This is a genomic window from Klebsiella sp. K-3, from assembly GCF_051207495.1.
In the GTDB taxonomy this organism is placed as follows: domain Bacteria; phylum Pseudomonadota; class Gammaproteobacteria; order Enterobacterales; family Enterobacteriaceae; genus Klebsiella; species Klebsiella aerogenes.
Genome location: NZ_JBPNXF010000012.1, coordinates 174,413 through 195,806, shown reverse-complemented (window position 1 = coordinate 195,806; position 21,394 = coordinate 174,413). Strand labels below are relative to the sequence as shown.

General features: G+C 54.4%; 21 protein-coding genes and 1 pseudogene. 4 read left to right on the top strand and 18 right to left on the bottom strand.

All coding sequences use genetic code 11. The features are described 5' to 3' along the window. Nucleotides 1–266: 266 nt before the first annotated feature. Nucleotides 267–1,112, bottom strand: a complete 846-nt coding sequence (gene nhoA / locus ACSEMK_RS20370; RefSeq protein WP_430915413.1) for an N-hydroxyarylamine O-acetyltransferase — start codon at nucleotides 1,110–1,112, stop codon at nucleotides 267–269. A 174-nt stretch (nucleotides 1,113–1,286) separates the two neighbouring features. Here nhoA and ACSEMK_RS20365 point away from each other — a divergent pair, with 174 nt between their 5' ends. Beyond that, complete coding sequence (locus ACSEMK_RS20365) at nucleotides 1,287–1,868, top strand: flavin reductase family protein (protein WP_430915412.1); 582 nt, start codon at nucleotides 1,287–1,289, stop codon at nucleotides 1,866–1,868. 42 nt (nucleotides 1,869–1,910) lie between these two features. Here ACSEMK_RS20365 and ACSEMK_RS20360 read toward each other — a convergent pair whose 3' ends face one another. From ACSEMK_RS20360 to ACSEMK_RS20305, 12 genes and pseudogenes are all read right to left on the bottom strand, one after another. Continuing rightward, nucleotides 1,911–2,504 (bottom strand): helix-turn-helix transcriptional regulator, encoded by a 594-nt coding sequence (locus tag ACSEMK_RS20360; protein ID WP_271032727.1) that lies wholly within the window; start codon nucleotides 2,502–2,504, stop codon nucleotides 1,911–1,913. Between the two features lie 66 nt (nucleotides 2,505–2,570). Next, entirely contained in the window at nucleotides 2,571–3,005 is a 435-nt protein-coding gene (locus ACSEMK_RS20355; protein ID WP_316423977.1) for a winged helix-turn-helix domain-containing protein, read from the bottom strand. A 355-nt stretch (nucleotides 3,006–3,360) separates the two neighbouring features. Next, nucleotides 3,361–3,588, bottom strand: coding sequence for a tautomerase PptA (gene pptA / locus ACSEMK_RS20350; RefSeq protein ID WP_015366439.1), 228 nt, complete (start codon nucleotides 3,586–3,588; stop codon nucleotides 3,361–3,363). Nucleotides 3,589–3,656: 68 nt separating this feature from the next. After that, nucleotides 3,657–4,274, bottom strand: a complete 618-nt coding sequence (locus ACSEMK_RS20345) for a glutathione S-transferase family protein (protein ID WP_430915411.1) — start codon at nucleotides 4,272–4,274, stop codon at nucleotides 3,657–3,659. Nucleotides 4,275–4,309: 35 nt separating this feature from the next. Further along, nucleotides 4,310–5,008 carry a YoaK family protein gene (locus ACSEMK_RS20340; protein WP_047080862.1) on the bottom strand — a complete coding sequence of 233 codons (699 nt, stop codon included), beginning with the start codon at nucleotides 5,006–5,008 and terminating at the stop codon, nucleotides 4,310–4,312. A gap of 74 nt (nucleotides 5,009–5,082) precedes the next feature. After that, nucleotides 5,083–5,952, bottom strand: coding sequence for an ABC transporter substrate-binding protein (locus ACSEMK_RS20335; protein WP_430915416.1), 870 nt, complete (start codon nucleotides 5,950–5,952; stop codon nucleotides 5,083–5,085). Nucleotides 5,953–5,972: 20 nt separating this feature from the next. Continuing rightward, nucleotides 5,973–6,749 carry an amino acid ABC transporter ATP-binding protein gene (locus ACSEMK_RS20330; RefSeq protein WP_113373290.1) on the bottom strand — a complete coding sequence of 259 codons (777 nt, stop codon included), beginning with the start codon at nucleotides 6,747–6,749 and terminating at the stop codon, nucleotides 5,973–5,975. Next, nucleotides 6,733–7,653: an amino acid ABC transporter permease gene (locus ACSEMK_RS20325; protein WP_430915410.1), complete on the bottom strand. Its 921-nt coding sequence runs from the start codon at nucleotides 7,651–7,653 to the stop codon at nucleotides 6,733–6,735. Before ACSEMK_RS20325 ends, ACSEMK_RS20330 begins: the two co-directional genes overlap by 17 nt. A gap of 9 nt (nucleotides 7,654–7,662) precedes the next feature. After that, a complete protein-coding gene (locus tag ACSEMK_RS20320) occupies nucleotides 7,663–8,172 on the bottom strand; it encodes a GNAT family N-acetyltransferase (protein ID WP_087859555.1) in 510 nt (169 codons plus the stop codon). 11 nt (nucleotides 8,173–8,183) lie between these two features. Continuing rightward, a pseudogene (locus ACSEMK_RS20315) lies at nucleotides 8,184–10,447 on the bottom strand (NtaA/DmoA family FMN-dependent monooxygenase). A 24-nt stretch (nucleotides 10,448–10,471) separates the two neighbouring features. Then, nucleotides 10,472–11,593, bottom strand: coding sequence for a M20 peptidase aminoacylase family protein (locus ACSEMK_RS20310; protein WP_087859552.1), 1,122 nt, complete (start codon nucleotides 11,591–11,593; stop codon nucleotides 10,472–10,474). Further along, a complete protein-coding gene (locus tag ACSEMK_RS20305) occupies nucleotides 11,590–12,591 on the bottom strand; it encodes an MsnO8 family LLM class oxidoreductase (protein ID WP_213793966.1) in 1,002 nt (333 codons plus the stop codon). Before ACSEMK_RS20305 ends, ACSEMK_RS20310 begins: the two co-directional genes overlap by 4 nt. A gap of 205 nt (nucleotides 12,592–12,796) precedes the next feature. Between ACSEMK_RS20305 and ACSEMK_RS20300 the strand changes: the two genes are divergently transcribed. Beyond that, nucleotides 12,797–13,684: a LysR family transcriptional regulator gene (locus ACSEMK_RS20300; RefSeq protein ID WP_430915409.1), complete on the top strand. Its 888-nt coding sequence runs from the start codon at nucleotides 12,797–12,799 to the stop codon at nucleotides 13,682–13,684. Nucleotides 13,685–13,871: 187 nt separating this feature from the next. Beyond that, entirely contained in the window at nucleotides 13,872–15,329 is a 1,458-nt protein-coding gene (gene ansP / locus ACSEMK_RS20295) for an L-asparagine permease (RefSeq protein ID WP_045382500.1), read from the top strand. 51 nt (nucleotides 15,330–15,380) lie between these two features. On the opposite strand, the gene ACSEMK_RS20290 is transcribed toward ansP, so the two are convergent. Both ACSEMK_RS20290 and ACSEMK_RS20285 read right to left on the bottom strand, forming a co-directional pair. Then, complete coding sequence (locus ACSEMK_RS20290) at nucleotides 15,381–15,602, bottom strand: YgdI/YgdR family lipoprotein (RefSeq protein WP_015366425.1); 222 nt, start codon at nucleotides 15,600–15,602, stop codon at nucleotides 15,381–15,383. Nucleotides 15,603–15,741: 139 nt separating this feature from the next. After that, entirely contained in the window at nucleotides 15,742–16,803 is a 1,062-nt protein-coding gene (locus ACSEMK_RS20285) for a YncE family protein (protein ID WP_087859548.1), read from the bottom strand. Between the two features lie 264 nt (nucleotides 16,804–17,067). Between ACSEMK_RS20285 and pqqU the strand changes: the two genes are divergently transcribed. After that, entirely contained in the window at nucleotides 17,068–19,179 is a 2,112-nt protein-coding gene (pqqU, locus tag ACSEMK_RS20280) for a TonB-dependent receptor PqqU (protein WP_430915408.1), read from the top strand. 72 nt (nucleotides 19,180–19,251) lie between these two features. On the opposite strand, the gene ACSEMK_RS20275 is transcribed toward pqqU, so the two are convergent. The 3 genes from ACSEMK_RS20275 to ACSEMK_RS20265 all read right to left on the bottom strand — a co-directional run bounded on the left by ACSEMK_RS20275 (nucleotide 19,252) and on the right by ACSEMK_RS20265 (nucleotide 21,373). Next, the gene (locus tag ACSEMK_RS20275; RefSeq protein ID WP_047054792.1) at nucleotides 19,252–19,545 is read right to left on the bottom strand and encodes a DUF406 domain-containing protein; all 294 of its coding nucleotides are present in this window, start codon (nucleotides 19,543–19,545) and stop codon (nucleotides 19,252–19,254) included. 149 nt (nucleotides 19,546–19,694) lie between these two features. Next, nucleotides 19,695–20,732: an NADP-dependent oxidoreductase gene (locus tag ACSEMK_RS20270; protein ID WP_087859546.1), complete on the bottom strand. Its 1,038-nt coding sequence runs from the start codon at nucleotides 20,730–20,732 to the stop codon at nucleotides 19,695–19,697. A 65-nt stretch (nucleotides 20,733–20,797) separates the two neighbouring features. Then, a complete protein-coding gene (locus tag ACSEMK_RS20265; protein ID WP_271032618.1) occupies nucleotides 20,798–21,373 on the bottom strand; it encodes a helix-turn-helix domain-containing protein in 576 nt (191 codons plus the stop codon). Nucleotides 21,374–21,394: the final 21 nt, after the last annotated feature.

Below are 21,394 nucleotides of genomic sequence, written 5' to 3'. Positions count from 1 at the left end.
ACGACTGCTGCCTGCCCGGTAGCCCGGACGAGGCGCCTGCGCCAACTCCGGGTCATATTCATCGGTCCGGCTCCAGCCTTTACGCCGGATGGCGGCTACGCCTTATCCGGCCTACAACGACTGCTGCCTACGGGGTAGCCCGGACGAGGCGCCTGCGCCGACTCCGGGTCATATTCATCGGTCCGGTTCCAGCCTTTATGCCGGATGGCGGCTACGCCTTATCCGGCCTACGACGACAATGCGCTTTCCTCGTCCCGTTATAAACGTTATTTCCCGGCTTCAGGATGGGTATCGAATGCCGCCATTACTGCTGCCAGCGCGGCTTCGCTGAAGCCGTGCTTCGGGTCATCTACCCCAAGTCCGAAGCGGGTTTGCAGCGTTTCATACAGCGCCGACACGTCCGCAAGATCCACCTTCTCCACCACGTGGTTCTTGTCCCAGTGGGTAAAATGGAAATTGGTCAGCGTCATTTTCCCGCCGTCCGGCAGATGACGACACATCAGCAGATGGTGACGAAAATGGGACTGCGGCCAGTGCGCCGACCAGAAGTTGCCCATCACATAATCAGAAGCATACTGCCGCCCCAGATCAAAATGGTACATCGACTGCCAGTGTTCATGATGATTGAACTGCAGTGTCCACTCATCGCCTTCGTGCACCAGTCGATATACACCATGCGGTGTATGCTGCGGAATATCGGCCAGTAGCTTAATCGGCGCGGTCAGCGTCTGGCCGCCGAAGCCGACGTCGGCAATCCAGCGTTCGCCTTCGACCTCTACCAGCAGCAAGCGATGGGTACGCGGCGGCATTTGCGGCGGATTAGCCAACACCACGCGCCCCAGCAGGCTGCGAACCGAAAAACCGATCTCGCTTAACGCCCGCTGCAAAAGCCCGTTCTGTTCAAAGCAGTAGCCGCCGCGGCGGGCGGTGATTAACTTCTCTTCCAGCGCGCGATCGTCAAGATGGATTTCACGCGGCAACAATACATCCAGGTTCTCAAACGGGATCGCGCTATTGTGATGGCTATGCAACTCCCGCAGGGTGTCTATGGAAACATCGGGGGTTCCCGTCCAGGCCAGACGAGTAAAATACGCGCTTAAAAATGGGGTCATCAACGCCTCCAGTTTTTGGTGTCCGACATTTATAGCGTATTTTTGCCACGCCACGGCGTATTTTGTGCGATCGCGCCCGCTGAGATCTCATTTACGTCGCGGTTGACCTATTGATTACTTTTGTATTGTGAATAAACTACTTACAGGCATTCGCCCACTCACCAAGGAACGCTTATGAGCCGTTTTCGCCACGTGGAACTTCAGTACGCCAGCCGCCTGCTCAACCACGGCCCGACCATTATGATCACCAGTTATGATGCGCAATCCGGACGCCGCAACGTGATGTCCGCCGCCTGGTCGATGCCGGTTGAATTTGCCCCGCCGCGAGTGGCTATTGTGGTGGATAAAAGCACCTGGACGCGCGAGATCATTGAGCGTAACGGCGCCTTTGGCATTGTGGTGCCGGGCGTGGTCGCCGCCAGTTGGGTCTATGCGGTCGGCAGCGTGAGCGGGCGTGATGAAGATAAGTTCAATGCTTACGGTATCCCGGTGGTGAATGGGCCCGAACTGGGGCTACCGTTAATTGAAGAGAAATGCCTGGCGTGGATGGAATGCCGTTTGCTCCCCGCCACCGCGGCACAAGAGCAATACGATACGCTGTTTGGCGAAGTGGTTGCCGCCGCAGCCGATGAGCGAGCCTTCACCAGCGGGCGCTGGCAGTTTGATGGTGACAAACTCAACACTATTCACCACCTCGGTACCGGCAATTTTGTCGCCAGCGGCCGTCACGTGCAGGCGAATACGCCACATAATTAACAGAACGACGGCAACTCTGCCGTCATTCCCTTTCACCATCTTTTAGAGTAAGTGATAAGACGGCGGGCTTATCATGAAGCGATGAAAGTGACTTCCACCTTTAAGGTTAAAGTTTGCTTTAATTTTATCTAAATGCGCATAAATGGTTTTTACCCGCAGTCCCAACGCTCTGGCAATGGCGTTCACCGGAGTGCCTTTGGCGACATGATCAATAATCATCATTTCTCTTTCGCTGAGCGGAGCCCCATCTTTTGCCTTCATTACACTAAAATCCGGTTGACCATCATGATGATATAATTGCCGATGCTTGATCGTTAACAATAATTTTTGAACATTGTCTATGGTTTCACGACTGCTTACCCATAATATATTTTGGCGAAATAAAAGCCGCCGTGAGTGAACGTTTCTGGAGGTGCTCACACCCAGAATCATGCCCTGATAAAATTGAGATAGCGCATAAATATGCTTGTAATCTTGATAGCCATGTAACGGCAATATAATGAGATCCGCTTGCTGTATAGAATGATTACAAAAATCCAACTCAGCGTAATCGATCTCATTATCGTCAGAAGCTATCTGTTGCAGACAGTGTTCCACGCCCAGTCGGAACCAGATATCCTTACTATTAATTATCACCTTCAATTTTATAACCTTAACATGAAAACGACAGGCATACCTTGAATACGGCAGACCCTATGGCTATTAATTTAGCTCGGATAGCTCACAAAGCTGAACGGTCGCATCATTATTCTGGCAGAATGGTTTATGAGTTCTTACCGAATAAACACTCGTAACGTAAAGACTATTGATATAATAACCCTGAGTCTTAACGCGTAATATAATATCTTGTTCGATGCCGATATCCTTCAGGATCCGACGTAAATTTTGCATCACTTGCCATAAACGTTGTGATGAAGGCCTTAAATCATTTTTCTCCCAGACATGTACCATCAACTCTTCATCACTAACCATTCTTTCAAGACCATGTTCAAATAAATACTCAATTAAACAGGCCATCGTTTTTCGTAGACGGATGTTTTTTCTATTACCACTTACAGTAGCTATTTCCCGGTACTTCAAGAAGTAAAAAAAATCATCCTCTAATTGGTAACCAAGTAACGCACTACCTATTATCATTCATCTCTCCATGATAAAAATCATCATTTCAAAGGCAGGTTACATGGCAAATCAGCAATCGCCTAAACAATTTTGATATGCATAATAATCAAAACATAAAACTACATTTAAATACATACAAAGCGCAATACACTATATAGTTTAATATTATCAGTTATTTATGTTGATTAGGATTATTCTTAAATGGCCGATTACTTTACAAAAGGTAAATTAATGAAAGGTATGGAAATCAAAAAAAAGCCACTTTTATTGATCTGGATCAATAAAGTGGCATATCTTTCGCTCAAGTAAAATTGACCTCGGCCGATGGTAGTCTATTTAGCGTGACGAAAATGCGCTAACGGCGGCCGGTCTTTTACATTCGGTATCCCGGTTTCTTAATCAAAGAATCCATCTGCGGCGCGATTTCATTATCCCATACCTGCTGCCAGTCGCTCTGTTGCACCTGATTGAGCGCAACGCTAACTGAACTGTCTTTTGTACTAAGATGGCGGATCAGAACTTCAGTGATTTCCGCAGCCAGCGCATTTTTTTGCTCTTCGCTCAGTTCACGGGGAAAACATTTAATATCAACATGTGGCATAGCAGGCTCCTTATTATTGGGAATTTAAAACTATCACAGGTTTCCTGATGCAAGTCACGATTTGTGCCTTAGAGAAGATTATTGTCACGCAGTACCTGCTGCAGCTCCGCACGGCGATAAACCGCCTGCGCCACAGCGGCAAACTTTGGCGTATGCGCCGCGAACCACTCGCGCCGCGGCCCCCAGCTGTACATCGCGGCAATATAGCAATCCAACAACGTAATATCTCCGCCTAAGGCGTATGGCTCGGCAACCAGCTGTTGTTCCAGCCAGAGATAGAGTGATTTGCGGTATTGCTGACAGCTCTCACGCAGTTCGTCAGGAGCTGATGCCGTCCAGCGTTTGGGATAGTCGGCATAGGTGAAGGTAGGATAAACGTTTGCCACAAGCCAGATCAGCAAACGTTGAAACTGCTGGCGCCGTGGCGTACCGGCTGGCGGCGCCAGATCCGGGCGCTCGTCAAGGATCATCAGCGCGATCGCCGCCGACTCCGTCATTACGCTGCCATCAGCCAGCAGCAAAGTAGGCACCTGACACAAGGGGTTGATCGCCAGCAGTTTCTCTCGCTGCGCGCCTGGCTGGTCAAAGCCATCGACATTGATAAATTGATAAGGGATGTTGGCCAAGGTCAACATCATCTCGCTTATTGCCGAGCCCCACCCCGGCACACCATACAATTTCATCATCGTCAGCTCCCAGGCAGAAAACTTTTAGCGTAGCACTAATTCCGCGCGGCGCTGAATTCACGCCAGGCGACGATGGCCACCAGCACCACCGGAATAAGTACCGAGTAAAAGCCCGCCAGGATGTAACCCAGCGCTCCGAGCCCTGCGCCCAGCAGAAAACCGAGCACCGAAGCCCCCGATTTTTTGATTTTCTCTCTATTCTCGCGGTTGGGCGCCTGACACCAGTTCACCACATCGATGGTTAACTGCGTAACGTTGCCGGTCATCATCGTACTCGGGCTGGTGGTGGGTAATAATAAACGGGTGGTTGCATTCCTCACCCCCATCGCCATTACGCCTGCCATCCCGGTAATTAACGCGGTCGCGCTATCCGCGCCGACAAAGGGCTGCCACAGCAGCCCCAACAGGCCAAAAAGCAGCAACAGCAGGATCTCGACAACGAACAAGCCGCCAAGGAAGCGCGGCGTGATAATTTTTCGACGTTTGATAACCAGCGTAACGATCGCCACCGCCAGCATAAAAACAGGTATGGCGAGCAGTTTCGATAAAATACCTTCGCTGTTGGTGGCCAGGGCCGCCCCCGCCACCACCAGGTTTCCCGTGACGTGGGCGGTAAACAGGCCAAACAAGGTGATGAAGCTGATGGTGTCGATAGCGCCGCCGGAAGCGGCGAGCAACGCGGGCTCACGATGATGCTGCCAGCGTTGCTCCAGTAAGAGTTGGTTTTCGGCCACAGTGATTAATCCATTAAAAAGACACACGATGTAGCCATGAGTATAGCAATCCCTGGCTATGAATAATCATTGCATCAATAGGTTATCCCCGGCGGATTGACCTCCGATTGCCTGACTTCCTCCCCCTGTTCCCCCCAGCGCGCGAGCACCTGCTGATATTCGCCGCGAGCGATCGCGCCATTCAGCGCCGCCTGCAGCGCGTATACCAGCCCATTGCCTTTTTTAGTTGTGGTTGCCACCCAGGCTTTTTTGGGACCGAGCCCGACAACTTTGGTTTTCCCGTTTAATGCAGCCTTATAAGAGGCCACCGACTGCGGGCCAAAAAAGACGTCCGCCCTGCCCGACTGAATATACAAATTGCCGGAGGCATCGTCGGTAAGGTATACCGGTAATGCCGGTCGCCTTCCCGCGGCTTCGTTTTCCGCATTCCACCCCAGCAGGATCCGCTCCTGGTTGGTGCCAGAACCGACAATGACTTTACGTCCTGACAGATCCTCTGCATTAGCGATATGGGTAATCTCACTGGTTGATTTCACCGAGAAGGCCAGCGAGTCAACGCGGTAGGTGGCGAAATCGAACTTTTCTTTACGCTTCTCGGTCACAGCGATGTTAATCAACGCCACATCGTAACGCCCTGACGCGATCCCCAAAGGCCAGTCCTCCCAGGCCGTTGGCACCAGTTTCAGTTTCAACCCTAGACTACCCGCCAGCAAACGGGCAATGTCCGGGTCGCTGCCGATACGCGTGCGGTTGTCGCTGGCCAACAGCGCCAGCGGCGGCGAATTTAACGCCGAAATCGCCACCGTTAGCACACCAGGCTCCACAAAACGGTACTTCGGCGGGATTTTACTCACCGCGTTATCATCTCGCGTCACCGGCAATGGCTGTTCATTGGCGCGCAAATCGAGTTCGGCGCGCGCCTCGCCGATGCTCAGGAGCAGCATGAGCGCTGCAGCTAATTTCCTCATGCCAGCACCCGCGATAAAAATTGCCTGGTGCGCTGATGTTGCGGATTATTTAAAACTTCATCGCTGCTGCCCTGTTCAACGATTTTGCCATCGACCATAAACACCACCTGGTCGGCGACCTCGCGGGCGAAGCCGATCTCGTGTGTTACCACCACAAGCGTCGTCCCGGAGCGGGCAAGTTTTTTAATTACATCAAGCACTTCGCCCACCAGTTCCGGATCCAGCGCGGAAGTAGGTTCATCAAACAAGATCACACGCGGATTGAGCGCCAGCGCGCGGGCGATGGCGATGCGTTGCTGCTGGCCGCCGGAAAGATGCCGCGACCAGGCATCCGCTTTGTTGCGCAAACCGACAATGTCCAACAATTCATACGCACGAGCAATCGCCTCTTTCCGACTGGCCTGTTTATGGGCAATCGGCGCTTCAATCAGATTCTCCAGCACCGTCAGATGCGGGAATAAATTGAAGTTCTGAAATACGTAGCCCACGTTGACCCGCTGGCGGAGAATCTCTTTTTCTTTCAGCTCGTACAGCTTGTCGCCTTTACGGCGATAGCCGATATAGTCGCCATCAATCTGGATAAACCCTTCATCGACCCGTTCAAGATGGTTAATTGTGCGCAGCAATGTCGATTTTCCCGAACCGGACGGCCCCAGGATAACCGTCACCGTCCCCGGCGCTATTTCCAGCGAAACATCATCCAGCGCTTTATGACGGCCAAAGTATTTACTGACCCCGGTTATCGAAATATGACCATTACGAGAGTTGAGCATGGACGGCCTCCTGCGGCTGACGAGCCGGCTGGGTCACGCGATTATTACGCACGCTATTTACCGCCGAGCGTCGTTCACTGCGCGCCAGCGCGCGTTCTACCAGGTATTGAATTGCGGAGAGCACGCTGGTAATTACGAGGTACCACGCGGCGCCCACCATCAGTAGCGGGATCACTTCCTGGGTGCGGTTATAGATCATCTGAATGGTGTAGAACAATTCCGGCATCGCCAGCACGTAAACCATCGCCGTCCCTTTTGCCAGGCTGATGATTTCATTGAACCCTGCGGGCAAAATGGTGCGCAGCGCTTGCGGCAAAATGATCCGCAGCGTGCGTCGCCAGGCCGGGAGTCCCAGCGCGGCGGCGGCCTCATACTGCCCGTGATCCACCCCCAAAAAGCCTCCGCGGATAATTTCAGCGGTATAGGCGCTCTGCACCAGCGTCAGGCCGACCACTGCCGTGGAAAACTGCCCCAGCACGTTGATAGTCTGGTAGCTCGCCCAGGTCACGCCGGTGAAGGGGATCCCCAACGATAAGCTATCGTACAGATAAGAAAAGTTATACAGAATGATCAACACCACGATTAGCGGCAGCGAACGAAACAGCCAAATATACCCCCATGCCAGACTGCTGAGCAGCCACGACGACGATAAGCGGGCCAGCGCCAGCAGGCCGCCGAAGATGACGCTTAAAAGGGTGCCAAGTAGCGTGAGCAGCAGCGTTTGCCCCAACCCCTCAAGGATCACCGGATCGAAGAACCAGCGGGCGAATACCCCCCACTCCCAGCGCGGATTGAATGCGACCGACTGCAAGACAATCGCCAGCACCAACAGGGCCAATATCGCCCCGGCAACTCGCAGCGGGTAGCGAGCAGGAACCACTTTGATCGTTTCAGATGATTGCATGATGCCTCCTTAAGCGCTGTGGCTGAGGGTGCTAACCGCCAGCGCTTTACTGAACCGCAACCGCCCGTCATAGGGCGGGCGGCTGTACTCTTCCGGGTCGCGAGTGAGATCAAATTGCGCCTCGTACCCCTGGCTTAAATAGAGCTTTACCGCTTCCGGCTGGCGAAAACCGGTGGTGAGAAAAATATGGCTATAGCCTGCCAGCACCGCCCGGCGCTCCAGTTCCTGTACAACCCTGGCAGCCAGCCCCTGTTGACGCAGGCGTCGATGCGTCCAGATCCGCTTAATTTCCGCGGTGTGGGTGTCTTTCGGCTTGTAGGCGCCGGTGGCGATGATTTCACCGTCACGCTCCAGCACAATAAACAGCCCCTGCGGCGGCAGATACCATTCGGTTAATTCCACTTCCGCATCACGAGAAAAATAGTCGCCGTAACGGGCGGCGTACTCGGCAAACAGGCCGCTAATAATCGGCTGTAGCTCCGGCGCGTCCGGAGAAATATCACGGAATGCTTCGCTCATAGCGCCTCCTGTTAATCGCCCAGCCCGGCGGGGTTAATTTCCGATTGTGGAATGCTCTCCACTCCCTCACCCCAGCGGTTGAGCACTTTGGCGTAGTCACCGCTGGCGATAGCGCCGTTGAGCGCCGCCTGTACGGCATTAACCAGCCCGCTGCCTTTCTTGAGCGTCACCGCGATATGCGCCGCCTTCGGCCACCCGCCGTCCACGCTGCCCACCAGCTTGGTTTTGCCAGTAAGGGCCGCTTTCCAGGCGCCTATGACGTTAGGGCCGAAGAACGCGTCGGCGCGGCCCGTTTGCAGAGCCAGGGTCTGCGCGGCGTCATCCTTGGTATAGACCGGTATAAACGGTTTAAGCCCGCGCTTAACGTTTTCCGCATTCCATGCCAGTAAGATTGCTTCCTGATTGGTGCCGGAGCCGACGATAATCTTCAGTCCGGCAATATCTTCCGCGTGGTCGATCTTGTTCAATGGGCTGGTGCTTTTGACATAAAAGCCCAGCGAATCTTTACGATAAGTGGCGAAATCGAACTTCTCTTTGCGCTCTTTGGTGACGGTAATATTGCTGATCGCGGCATCATATTTGCCGGAGGCGACGCCAAGCGGCCAGTCTTCCCATGAGGTTGGAACAACGTTGACTTCGAGGCCGAGGCTATCCGCCACCAGACGCGCAATATCCGCCTCGCTACCGAGCAACGTTTTATTGTCATCAGAAAACACCGTCAGCGGCGGCGAGTTCAGCGCCGCAACCGCGACGGTGAATTTGCCGGGAACCGCCAGGTGCAGATCTTTCGGCAACAGCGCAATTGCCTGCGGATTTTTTGCCGTATGAATCGGGGTTTTATTGGCTTCCAGGCTAACCCCGGTGCCATTGATATTGACGTCCTGCGCCCACGACGAGGCGCTAAATGCCAACGCGAAGGCCAGCAATAATGTTGATTTCTGCATAGCGCGATTCTCTTTTATTATTTTTCGAATTGGTTAATGGGCAGATCCAGCCCCAGGCTTTCCCGCAGCGTGGTGCCTGGATAGTCGCGGCGGAACAATCCGCGCGCCTGCAGCAATGGCACCACTTCATCAACGAAACGCGGGAAGGTTTCCGGCGTACCGCCCTGAATAATGAAGCCATCGGCGGCGCGTTGTTCGAACCACTGCTGCAGGCCGTCGGCAACTTCGCTGGCCGTGCCGGAAAACCGTGGGCGCGGGCTGGTAGCCTCCAGCGCCACCTGGCGCAGGGTTAATCCCCGTTCCCGAGCATTGCGTTTAATCTCATCGGTGGTGCTGCGAAAGCTGTTTTGCCCAAGATCGCCAATATCCGGGAAGGGTTCATCCAGTGGATATTGCGCAAAGTCGTGATGCTCGAAGTAACGACCCAGGTAATTCAACGCGTCGTCGATAGAGACCAGCGCCGCCGTGGTCTGATATTGACGCTCCGCATCCTCCGCGTCGTCACCGACGATTACGCTGACGCCCTGAAAAATATGCAGTTGATCCGCGCTGCGCTGATAGGCAGCCAGTTGGCTTTTGACATCCTGATAAAACGCCTGCGCTTCGGCTAATGATTCCTGGTGGGTAAAAATGGCATCAGCGTGGCGAGCGGCTAATTTTTTGCCGTCATCAGAGGCGCCTGCCTGGAATATAATGGGCCGTCCCTGTGGCGTGCGGGCAATATTCAAAGGGCCAGCGACTTTAAAGAAATCGCCATGATGATTAAGCGTATGCAGTTTATTTTTATCAAAAAACTGTCCGCTCTCTTTATTACGCACAAAAGCGCCATCTTCCCAGGAATCCCACAAGCCTTTAACCACCTGAAGATATTCGTCGGCGATGCGATAGCGCAGCGCATGATCGGGATGCTGGGCGCGGGAGAAGTTTTTCGCTGAGCCTTCCAGCGGCGACGTCACCACGTTCCAGCCGGCGCGCCCGTGGCTTAAATGGTCAAGGCTGGCGAACTGTCGCGCGGTCGTGAACGGTTCGCTATACGAGGTGGAGAGCGTGCCAACCAGTCCCAGACTATCGGTCACCGCCGCCAGCGTTGATAATACCGTTAACGGCTCAAAACGATTTAAAAAGTGCGGGATGGATTTTTCGTTAATATATAACCCGTCGGCGACAAAAATAAAATCGAGTTTCCCCTGCTCGGCTTTTTGCGCCGTTTCTTTCACAAATTCAAAATTAATACTGGCATCCGCCAGCGCCGCCGGATGACGCCAGGCGGACATATTTCCAGAGGCGCCATGTAAAATCGTCCCCAGACGTAATTGCCGTTTTTCAGACATAGTGACCCCTTACCCTGTCAAAAATTAAATATGGTGTAATGCCTGTTCCGCCAGATCCGCGAAATAGCGCGCGGCTGGGGCAATGACGTTTTCATCCGGATTAAAGGCCGGGTGATGCAGGCCGAATTCACTGGCGCTACCAATGCTGACGAAAGCGCCCGGGATATGCTGCAGATAGACGGCAAAGTCTTCGCCGCCCAGGTGCAAATCGGCGTGATGCGTGCGATAACCGAAGCGGTCGGCCGCCTCGCCGGCAAATGCCGCCCAACGTTCATCATTGACCAGCGCCGTTGGCCCGGCGTACCAGAAGACATCGATTTGCGCGCCGAAGGCGCTGGCGAAGCCGGCGGCGATTTCGCTGACTCTCACCTTAACCCGCTGCTGCACCTCACTGCTGTGGGTGCGCAGCGTTCCTTCGAGCTCCACGCTTTCCGGCAAAACGTTCCAGGTATTTCCCCCCTGGATGCGCGTTACGCTAAGCACCACCGAATCCAGGGTATTCACTTCGCGGCTGGCGACGCTCTGCAGCAGCGTCACCAGTTGGCTCGCTAGCAGGATGGCATCTTTGCCTTCATGCGGCCGGGCGGCATGCGCCCCTTTGCCGGTCACTTTGAATACGAAGCGGTCGACGTTGGCGTAAAACGGGCCGCCGCGGGTGGCGAATTCGCCAACGGGTAAATTGGGCTCATTGTGCATGCCAAAGATGGCCGATACGCCGTCAAGCGCCCCAACGCGGATCAGCGTTTTTGCACCGCCGAAACTCTCTTCCGCTGGCTGGAACAGGATCCGCACTCGCCCCGGCAGTTGCGCTTCTCGTTCCTTTAACAACAACGCTGCGCCAAGCATTACGCTGGTATGTATATCGTGACCGCAGGCATGCATGACGCCGGGATTTTGCGAGCGGAACGGCAGCCCGGTGGCCTCTTCTATCGGTAGCGCGTCAATATCGGCCCGCAGGGCGATGATTTTGTCGCCGCTACCGACTTCCGTCACCACGCCGGTGGTTAACTCGTAAGGTAGCAGCGGGAGGCCGCCGCTTTGCAACCAGTCGCGAATACGCGCGGTGGTTGCCACTTCCTGTAACGAGAGTTCCGGGTTCTGATGCAGTTCGCGCCGCCAGCTAATCAACTGTTGTTCGAAATTCATGGCGTTACCTCCGCGCCAAGATGCGCCTGCGCCAGCAACCCCAGCGATTCCAGCCGCGCACGGCCTTCGGCAATAGGGGTATCGATAATAAACTCATCAATTCCCCACTGCGCCTGAAGGGCATCGAGTTGTGCTTTAACCTCGTCTGCAGTACCGAATAAGAGAGAAGACTCGCGGCGTTCAATGCGCGTGGGCGGACTCCCCGCCTGACGGGCAAAGGCCGCTGCCTGAGCTTCGCTACCCACCGTTACCCGCTGGCCGTTTGCCAGTTCGACGCCCCAGACTTCCACCTGCTTCGCCAGTTCGGCCGCGCTGGCGGTGTCTTGCGCAACAATTACCTGTACGGCCACGATGACCTCGCGGCGGCTCAACTCACGCCAGTTCGTCAGCACCTTCTGCAACAGATTTTTATCGCCATTGAGATGCGCGGCAAAAACGAAGTTCCAGTCCAGGCTCGCCGCCAGACGCGCACTTTCAACGCTGGCGCCGAGCAGGAAACCGTCCGCGCGGCGCGGCGGGATGGGGGTCGCGCGCAGGCTCTCCTCACCCTGACTTTCGGTCAACGTTAGCCAGTTATCAAGCTGGGCAAGCTGTTCGGCAAAACTGCCCTTCTCATACTGATGGACGCCCTGTTGTAGCGCGCGAGTGGCGAGCGGCAGACCGCCTGGCGCTTTACCAACGCCGAGATCGACGCGTCCTGGCGCAATACTGGCGAGCAAATTGAAGTTTTCAGCGACTTTGTAGGGGCTATAGTGCTGGAGCATCACGCCGCCGGATCCGACGCGAATCTGCCGGGTTTGCCCGAGGATCCAGGCAATCAGCAGCTCCGGCGACGGACTCGCCAATTGTTCCGCGTTGTGATGCTCGGCAATCCAGAAACGATGATATCCCCAGCGTTCCGCCTGTTGCGCAAGCGTTAACGTACGCGCCAGCGCCTGAGCGGCAGTTTCGCCGGGAGCCAGAGGACTTTTATCCAGGATACTGATTCGATAAGACATTTCGCAGGCTCGTTTTAATTAACATGCCTGCATTATTAGAATCTGCAGCGCGTGCTGAGAAACAATTTATTCACATGTACTCTGCCGGAAATTAGATATGCGCAATAAAAGACGCGTGCAATAGGGTGTCTTCGTGGCGGATCTGCCGCACAAGGTTTAGACTCAACTTCCAGCCATGAATCAAATTCATTAATGCGGAATAATAATGCTAAAAGATAACTTCAACGATCTCCTGTCGTTTATGGTGGTCGCCCGCGAACGCAGTTTCACCCGCGCCGCTGCCCAACTTGGGGTGTCGCAATCTGCGCTGAGTCACGCGATGCGCAACCTCGAAGCCCGGCTTGATGTTCGTCTGCTAACCCGTACCACCCGCAGCGTCGCTCCCACCGAAGCGGGTGAAAAATTGTTCCAGAATTTACGTCCACATCTCACGGAAATTGAACGCGAGCTCAGCGCCTTGAGGGATAGCCGCGCCCTTCCGGCGGGTAATATTCGTCTTAACGCCGGTGAACACGCCGTCAGCGCGATATTATGGCCGGCATTAAAACCCTTTATGTTGCGTTATCCCGATATCAATATCGAAATTACCGTCGATAACGGCCTGGCCGATATCGTCGATGGCCGCTTTGACGCCGGCGTACGCCTTGGCGATCAGGTGGCAAAGGACATGATTGCGGTGCGCATCGCCCCGGACATGCGCATGGTTGTCGTGGGCTCGCCCGATTATCTACAACGCTACGGCGCCCCGCAGACGCCCTATCAACTGGATCAGCACCGCTGTATTAATATGCGCCTACCTACCCGCGGCGGGATTTACGCCTGGGAATTCACCGACGATGGTAAAAGTTTTCAGGTTTATGTGGATGGCCAACTGACGCTGAATAGTTTGCCGCAACGCATTGATGCCGCTGAATCTGGTCTCGGCCTGGCCTATGTGCCGGATGATTGCGTCGAGGAGGCGCTGGTTGCCGGTCGTTTAGTGCGGGTGCTCGATGCCTGGACACCCTCCTTCCCTGGTTATCATCTGTATTATCCCAACCGCCGTCAGCATACCGCTGCGTTTGCGCTACTCGTCGACGCGTTGCGTCATTGAACTCATTGATATTTAAGTAAGTGCTGTAGTGAAATGTTTTACGTGCGTCACTATCACGTTACGTGTAGGATGCAGCGCCGTGCCTGATTTATCTCTACGACAGAATAGTGAGAAAGCCAGCACGATGTATCGCCGCTGCGCGATACGACAACCACTCATGGACATTGACAGGAAAATGGGTACATCAATGAATAACAAACACACTGACGCGGCGGAACATCATGCCGCGAAACGCCACTGGCTCAACTCGCACGAATCGGGTTACCACAAAGCAATGGGCAACCGTCAGGTACAGATGATCGCCATTGGCGGCGCCATCGGTACCGGTCTGTTTCTCGGCGCCGGGGCGCGTTTACAAATGGCAGGCCCGGCGCTGGCGCTGGTTTATCTGGTTTGCGGTATCTTCTCCTTCTTCATCCTTCGCGCCCTCGGCGAACTGGTTCTCCATCGCCCCTCCAGCGGTAGTTTCGTCTCTTACGCTCGTGAATTTCTCGGTGAAAAAGCCGCCTACGTCGCCGGCTGGATGTATTTCGTCAACTGGGCAATGACCGGTATCGTCGATATCACCGCCGTCGCCTTGTATATGCACTATTGGGGCGCTTTCGGCGATGTCCCGCAGTGGGTCTTCGCCCTTGGCGCGCTGGCGATCGTCGGCACCATGAATATGATCGGCGTGAAATGGTTTGCTGAGATGGAGTTCTGGTTCGCGTTGGTGAAAGTACTCGCTATCGTTGCGTTCCTGGTTGTCGGCACGATTTTCCTCGGTACCGGCAAACCGCTGGATGGCAATGCCACCGGCTTCCATCTGATTACCGACAACGGCGGTTTCTTCCCGCACGGTCTGTTGCCGGCTCTGGTACTGGTTCAGGGGGTCGTCTTCGCCTTCGCTTCTATCGAGCTGGTGGGTACCGCGGCGGGCGAATGTAAAGATCCGGAAACCATGGTACCGAAAGCGATTAACAGCGTGATCTGGCGTATCGGCCTGTTCTACGTCGGTTCCGTCGTACTGTTGGTGCTGCTGCTGCCGTGGAACGCCTATCAGGCAGGACAAAGCCCATTCGTCACCTTCTTCTCGAAGCTCGGCGTACCGTACATCGGCAGCGTGATGAACATCGTCGTGTTAACTGCCGCCCTCTCCAGCCTGAACTCCGGCCTGTACTGCACCGGGCGCATTCTGCGTTCGATGTCGATGGGAGGTTCAGCGCCGAAGTTTATGTCGAAGATGAGCCGCCATCACGTCCCTTACGCCGGGATCCTCGCGACGCTGGCAGTTTACGTGGTGGGAGTCTTTCTCAACTATCTGGTGCCGTCGCAGGTATTTGAGATCGTACTTAACGTCGCCTCTCTGGGGATTATCGCCTCATGGGGCTTTATCGTGATCTGCCAGATGCGTCTGCGTAAGGCTATCAAGGAAGGAAAAGCGGCGGATGTAAGCTTCAAGATGCCGGGCGCGCCGTTTACTTCATGGCTGACGCTGCTGTTCTTGCTGAGCGTACTGGTGTTGATGGCTTTTGACTACCCGAACGGCACCTATACCATCGGATCCATTCCGCTGCTGGCGGTGCTGCTGGTCGCTGGTTGGTTCGGCGTACGTAAACGCGTGGCTGATGTTCACAGCACGGCGCCGGGCGTTGAAAAACGCTAAGCGCCACTCCATAACGGTTTGCCCCTCTGCGGGCAAACCGTCACCGCAAAATTAATTATCTTCCACCAGTTGAGCAACGTCGCTGCTGTTGATTTCGCGTTTGTTGCCAGACTCATCGATATAGCTGGTCATGCCGGTCTCTTTATCCAACTGCGGTTTACCGTGGGTCACAATAGTTTGCCCACTTTTTGTCGTCATGACGTAATTAGAGCTGCAGCCTGCCAGAAGCGCCAGCATTGCCGCCGCGCAGATCACCATATATGGCTTTTTCATAATTTCTCCAGAATGATTACCACTTTCCCGCCGCGCGCGGGAAAAAGTAAGTGTATAACCTTTATAGTAATCAGGCTAATAGCGGTTTGTAACAGAGGATGAGACCCGGAGTAAGGAGGGGGCGTCCCCTCCCTGGAGATTACAGGGCAATGCGGATTACGTCGTCCGGCGCGGTGGCCTCTTTCTGACGAGTTGACTCCTGTTTCACGCTAACAAACAGCGTTTTTCCATCGGCGGACAGCGCCAGGCTATTGGGGAAGGTTGGCGTTTTGAAGGTTTTAACGACCTTATAGGTCTTAGCATCAATGACGCTGACTTCACCCGCTTTGCGATGGGTGACATAGACTTCGTTGCGGGCCGGGTTAAACAGTACCGCCAAAGATTCCGGCGCGGCGATTTTTTGCAGTACTTTCCCGTCACGAATATCTACCACCAGCACTTCCGGCTGCTTGCTGTCGGTAATGAAAGCACGGTGACCAGCTGTATCCAGGCTCAGGTTCAGGTAGAAATGCTCTTTACCGTCATCCTGCAGCTTCTTACGCGAGATGATCTTATTGCTATCGGTATCGATAGTCAGTAGTTCGCCATCGGCGTTGGTCGTATAAAGACGTTTCGCGTCAGCATCGATTGCCAGCCCGGTCGCCATCGCGCCGGTATTGGCGATGGTATCTTTCAGCGTCAGCTTGTCGCCATCCACCACCCAGATGACGCTCTCTTTACCCAGCCCGGAGATATACACGGTATTGGTTTTCTCATTCACCACCAGCTCACGCGGCTGCAGCGGGCGTACGGTATCACTACGTTTACGGTCATCGAGCACCAGTCGCCCTTTCACCACGCTGGTTTTGGCATCTATTGCGGTGACGCTGCTATCAACGGTGTTGCCAAACCACAATGTCTGGGTGGTGTTATTGATGGTGGCGCCGAACGGTTTCAGGTCGTTATGAATAACCTGGGTGATGTCGAGCGTAGTCGGATCCAGACGATAGACGATGCCGCCCTTATCAAGGGAACGGCTTTGCGAGGTCGCAACCCACAGCGCATTTTCCTGCTGGCTATACGCCATTTCGTACGCGCCTTTACCAACCGCTTTGCGCAGGAGCTCTTCGGCGGCGTGGGCGCTGAAGCTGCCTGCCAACAGTAACGACGTTAATAACAGAGAACGACGCAGACGCGGCGCGGATAACTGACGTAATGACATAACGATTCCCTTTATAGAACAATTAATTACCGGTTAGAGATGGCTTCCACAGCGTAAAGTTTAACTTCACTCGTTTTGTAAATGAGAATAGTAATCATTATTTATCTTAATGTGGAGCGTTAATTGTCTTTTTTGCTTAAAAGAATCACCTTTGCTGGCTATTACTTAACGACTGGTTAGTTAATTATTTTCAAAGAATTTACAAACGGTGTAACATATATACATATGTTCCATTTGGTACGTTTCTCTTTGCGAGTCGCTTTGATGAAGATTATTGCCATGCGCACGGTCGCGCTCCCCGCTTTATTACTCCCTCTCGTCGCCAACGTGCATGCCAGCACCAACGACGAACAAACCATGGTCGTCACGGCGACGCCTACCGCGGTTTCCGAACTGGATACCCCTGCCGCCGTCAGCGTAGTGAATGGCGATGATATGCGACAGGCCGCCCCGCGAATTAACCTCTCGGAATCGCCCGGCGCGGTACCCGGTTTACAGGTACAAAACCGGCAAAACTATGCTCAGGATTTGCAGTTGTCGATTCGTGGTTTCGGTTCCCGCTCCACCTACGGCGTCCGTGGCCTGCGGCTATACGTTGACGGTATCCCTGCCACCATGCCCGATGGCCAGGGGCAGACATCGAATATCGATATCGGCAGCATCGATAGCCTGGAAGTGTTACGCGGACCTTTTTCCGCGCTCTATGGCAACTCTTCCGGCGGCGTAATTAACGTCAATACCCAAACCGGCAGCCAGCCGCCGACCATTGAGGCCAGCAGCTACTACGGCAGCTTCGGTACCTGGCATTATGGACTGAAAGCTACCGGCGCCGTCGGCGACGGCACTCAGGCTGGCGACGTCGACTACACGGTGTCTACCAACCGTTTCACTACCCATGGTTCACGCGACCATAGCGGCGCGCGGAAAAATCTCGCCAACGCAAAATTAGGCGTGCGTATTGATGACGTCAGTAAATTAACGTTGCTGTTCAATAGCGTGGATATTAAAGCTAACGACCCGGGCGGATTGAGCTACGACGAGTGGCAGAATAACCCGCGCCAGTCGCCCCGCGGCGACCAGTACAACACACGTAAAACGGTGAAGCAGACTCAGGCCGGATTACGCTATGAGCGCCAGCTTAGCCAGCAGGACGATCTGAGCGTGATGATGTATGCCGGCGAGCGCGAAACCACTCAGTACCAATCAATCCCGATGGCGCCGCAGTTGAAGCCCTCGCATTCCGGGGGCGTCATCGATTTAACTCGCCATTATCAGGGGATCGACACCCGCTGGACCCACCGCGGTGAATTACTGGTGCCGGTGACCTTTACCACCGGTCTTGATTACGAAAACATGAGCGAACGACGTAAGGGCTATGAAAACTACGTTCTGGTGAACGGCGCGCCGCAATACGGCGAACAGGGCGACCTGCGCCGTAATGAACGCAATCTGATGTGGAACCTGGATCCGTACCTGCAAACCCAGTGGCAGTTGACGCAGAAACTGACCCTAGACGCTGGCGTCCGCTACAGTTCGGTGTGGTTTGACTCTAACGACTATTACGTCACTCCGGGTAACGGCGACGATAGCGGCGATGCCAGCTATCACAAATGGCTGCCAGCCGGTTCATTGAAATATGCCGTCACGGATGCCTGGAATATCTATCTTTCCGCCGGGCGCGGTTTTGAAACGCCGACGATCAATGAGCTCTCTTATCGTTCTGGCAACCAGAGCGGATTAAATTTCGATCTTAAACCTTCCACAAATGAAACCGTGGAAATTGGCAGCAAAACGCGGATAGGCAACGGACTGTTCACCGCCGCGCTTTTCCAGACCGATACCGACAATGAGATTGTGGTCGATTCCAGCAGTGGCGGTCGCACCAGCTATAAAAACGCCGGTAAGACCCGTCGTCAGGGAATGGAATTAGGTCTCGACCAGCAGTTTGGCGACAGTTGGAAATTAAAAGCAGCATGGACCTGGCTCGACGCCACCTATCGCACGAACGTTTGCGGTTCGTCAGACTGCAACGGCAATCGTATTCCGGGTATCGCCCGCAATATGGGCTACGCCTCTTTCGGTTATCAACCGGAACAGGGCTGGTACGCGGGGAGCGATATCCGTTATATGGGCGACATTATGACCAACGACGCCAACACCGCCAAAGCGCCATCGTGGACCGTGGTTGGCCTGACCACCGGCTATAAGTGGAGCTACGGAAAAATGGATATGGATCTGTTTGGCCGCGTCGATAATCTGTTTGATCGCAATTACGTGGGCTCAGTGATTGTCAACGAATCCAATGGTCGTTATTACGAACCGGCGCCGGGCCGTAACTTCGGCATCGGTATGAATCTCGCCTGGCGTTTCGAGTAACTACGCCCGCCGATGGGTGATGATAAAAAAGGGATCCCAATTGGGATCCCTTTTTGATTCCGCCGCAGTCTGTTAGAAGGCGCTTCTTAAAGACAATTCGAAAATAATTTTTTCCGCCTGGCAGGAGAAATTCACCGCCGCGTCCAGTTTCGCCTCATTACCCACCGGTTCAATAGTGTAATCCACGGTCGGCGTTTCGCTGGCGGCGGCAACGGCGCGTTCACGAATGGCCGCTACCGCGGACTCCGCTTCTTCACGGGTAGGGAAAAGTTTCTCGACCCGGTAAACGCAGTCTTCGTTATCGATAATGGTGCCAACATCAATGGCGCAGCCTTTGGTACTGCATTTATCAACTACATCTTTCATCGCATTAACCTCTTAAGTTTCCTTAAGGATAAAAAGCCGCTCACGGAAAAGCAAACCATTAATAAAAGTATGGATTAATCATTTTTTGGTTAAAGGCGGCGAAAGCGCCCCCGCATGCTTCTTCGGGGGCATTGGAGAAAACGGCGACGTTACTCGTCCGCTGCGACGTTAATCACCACTTTGCCGAAGTTTTCCCCCTTCAGCAGGCCAATCAGCGCCTGCGGCGCCTGCGCCAGGCCCGCAATCTGCTGCTCGCGATATTTGATTTTACCTTCCTGTACCCAGCGCCCCATTTGCTGCTGGAACTCGGCAATGCGATGGCCATAATCCTGGCCGATGATAAAGCCCTGCATACGAATGCGTTTTTTAAGGATGGTCGCCATCAGCAGCGGCAGCCGATCCGGGCCATCCGGTAACGCGGTGGCGTTGTAGCCGCTAACCAGTCCGCACACGGGAACACGCGCCGCAGTATTCAGCAACGGCAGAACCGCATCAAAGACTTTACCGCCGACGTTTTCATAGTAGACATCGATTCCCTGCGGACACGCCTGCGCCAGCTGCTGGCTGAAATCCGCAGCGCGATGGTCAAGACAAATATCAAAGCCTAACGTCTCTACCGCATAACGACATTTCTCGGCGCCGCCGGCAATACCGACGGTGCGGCAACCCTTAAGTTTGCCAATCTGCCCGACGGTGGCCCCCACCGGCCCGGTTGCCGCCGCCACCACCAGCGTTTCGCCCGCTTTCGGCTGGCCGATATCCAGCAGCCCCATATAAGCGGTAAATCCCGGCATGCCTAACACCCCCAGCGCCCAGGAAGGGTGTTCAGGATTGTCGCCGAGCTTAACCAGATCGCTACCATCGGAAAGCGCATAATCCTGCCAGCCACTATAGCCAAGCACCCACTCACCGGGTTTAAAATCAGGGTGATTAGAGCTCACCACGCGACTTACCGTCCCCCCGACCATCACCGCGCCAATGTCCACCGGTGGCGAATAAGAAGGCGCATCGCTCATCCGTCCGCGCATATAAGGGTCGAGTGACAAATAAATAGTCCGCAGCAGGATCTGATTCGCCCCCGGCGTTGGTAGATCGCCCTCTTCCAGTCTGAAATTTTCGGCGGTAGGTTCACCGTGCGGGCGTGAAGCCAATACCCAGCGGTGATGGCGTTGTGGATTAGCGGTCATAGCAAACTCCTCTTGTTAACGGCCTGTACTGAGGCTAGCCGTTTTATGCTTAACGCGCTTTAACATTATGAGCCGGATTGATTCAGACGCACTACCAGGTAGACGCAAGTCTCGCTGGACTCATTGATAAACCGGCAATCGTTGGGCGGCCCCAATTCCAGACAATCCCCCGTCTGCATCTGATGGCGAGTGTTCCCTTCAACAAAAACTAACTCACCCTGCTGTAGCCAGATGAGCTGTCGCGCCAGCGCGTACGAAGAAGCAGGCATCGGTACATCGCTGCCGGCCGGCAACTCTATTTGCACCAGATCGAGCGGCAGATCGCTACGCGGCGAGACGTGACGGCGCAAATAGTGGCTTTGTGGATCGCGCCACACCGGCTGGTTGGCAAAGCGCAAAAGCTTACCCTCCTGCATCTCTGCACGCGCAATCAACGTCGACATGCTGATACCAAACGCGCCAGAGAGACGGCCCAGCATCGTCGCGGTGGGGCTACTTTCGCCACGTTCTATTTTATGCACCATTGCCCGCGAGGCCCCTGCGCGTTCAGCCAGATCGCTTAGCGACCAGCCGCGGGACTCGCGTTCGATACGAATGCGTGCGCTAATGCGCTGATTGAGATTGTCTTCTATAGTATTCATGACGTAACAATATAGTGCGCA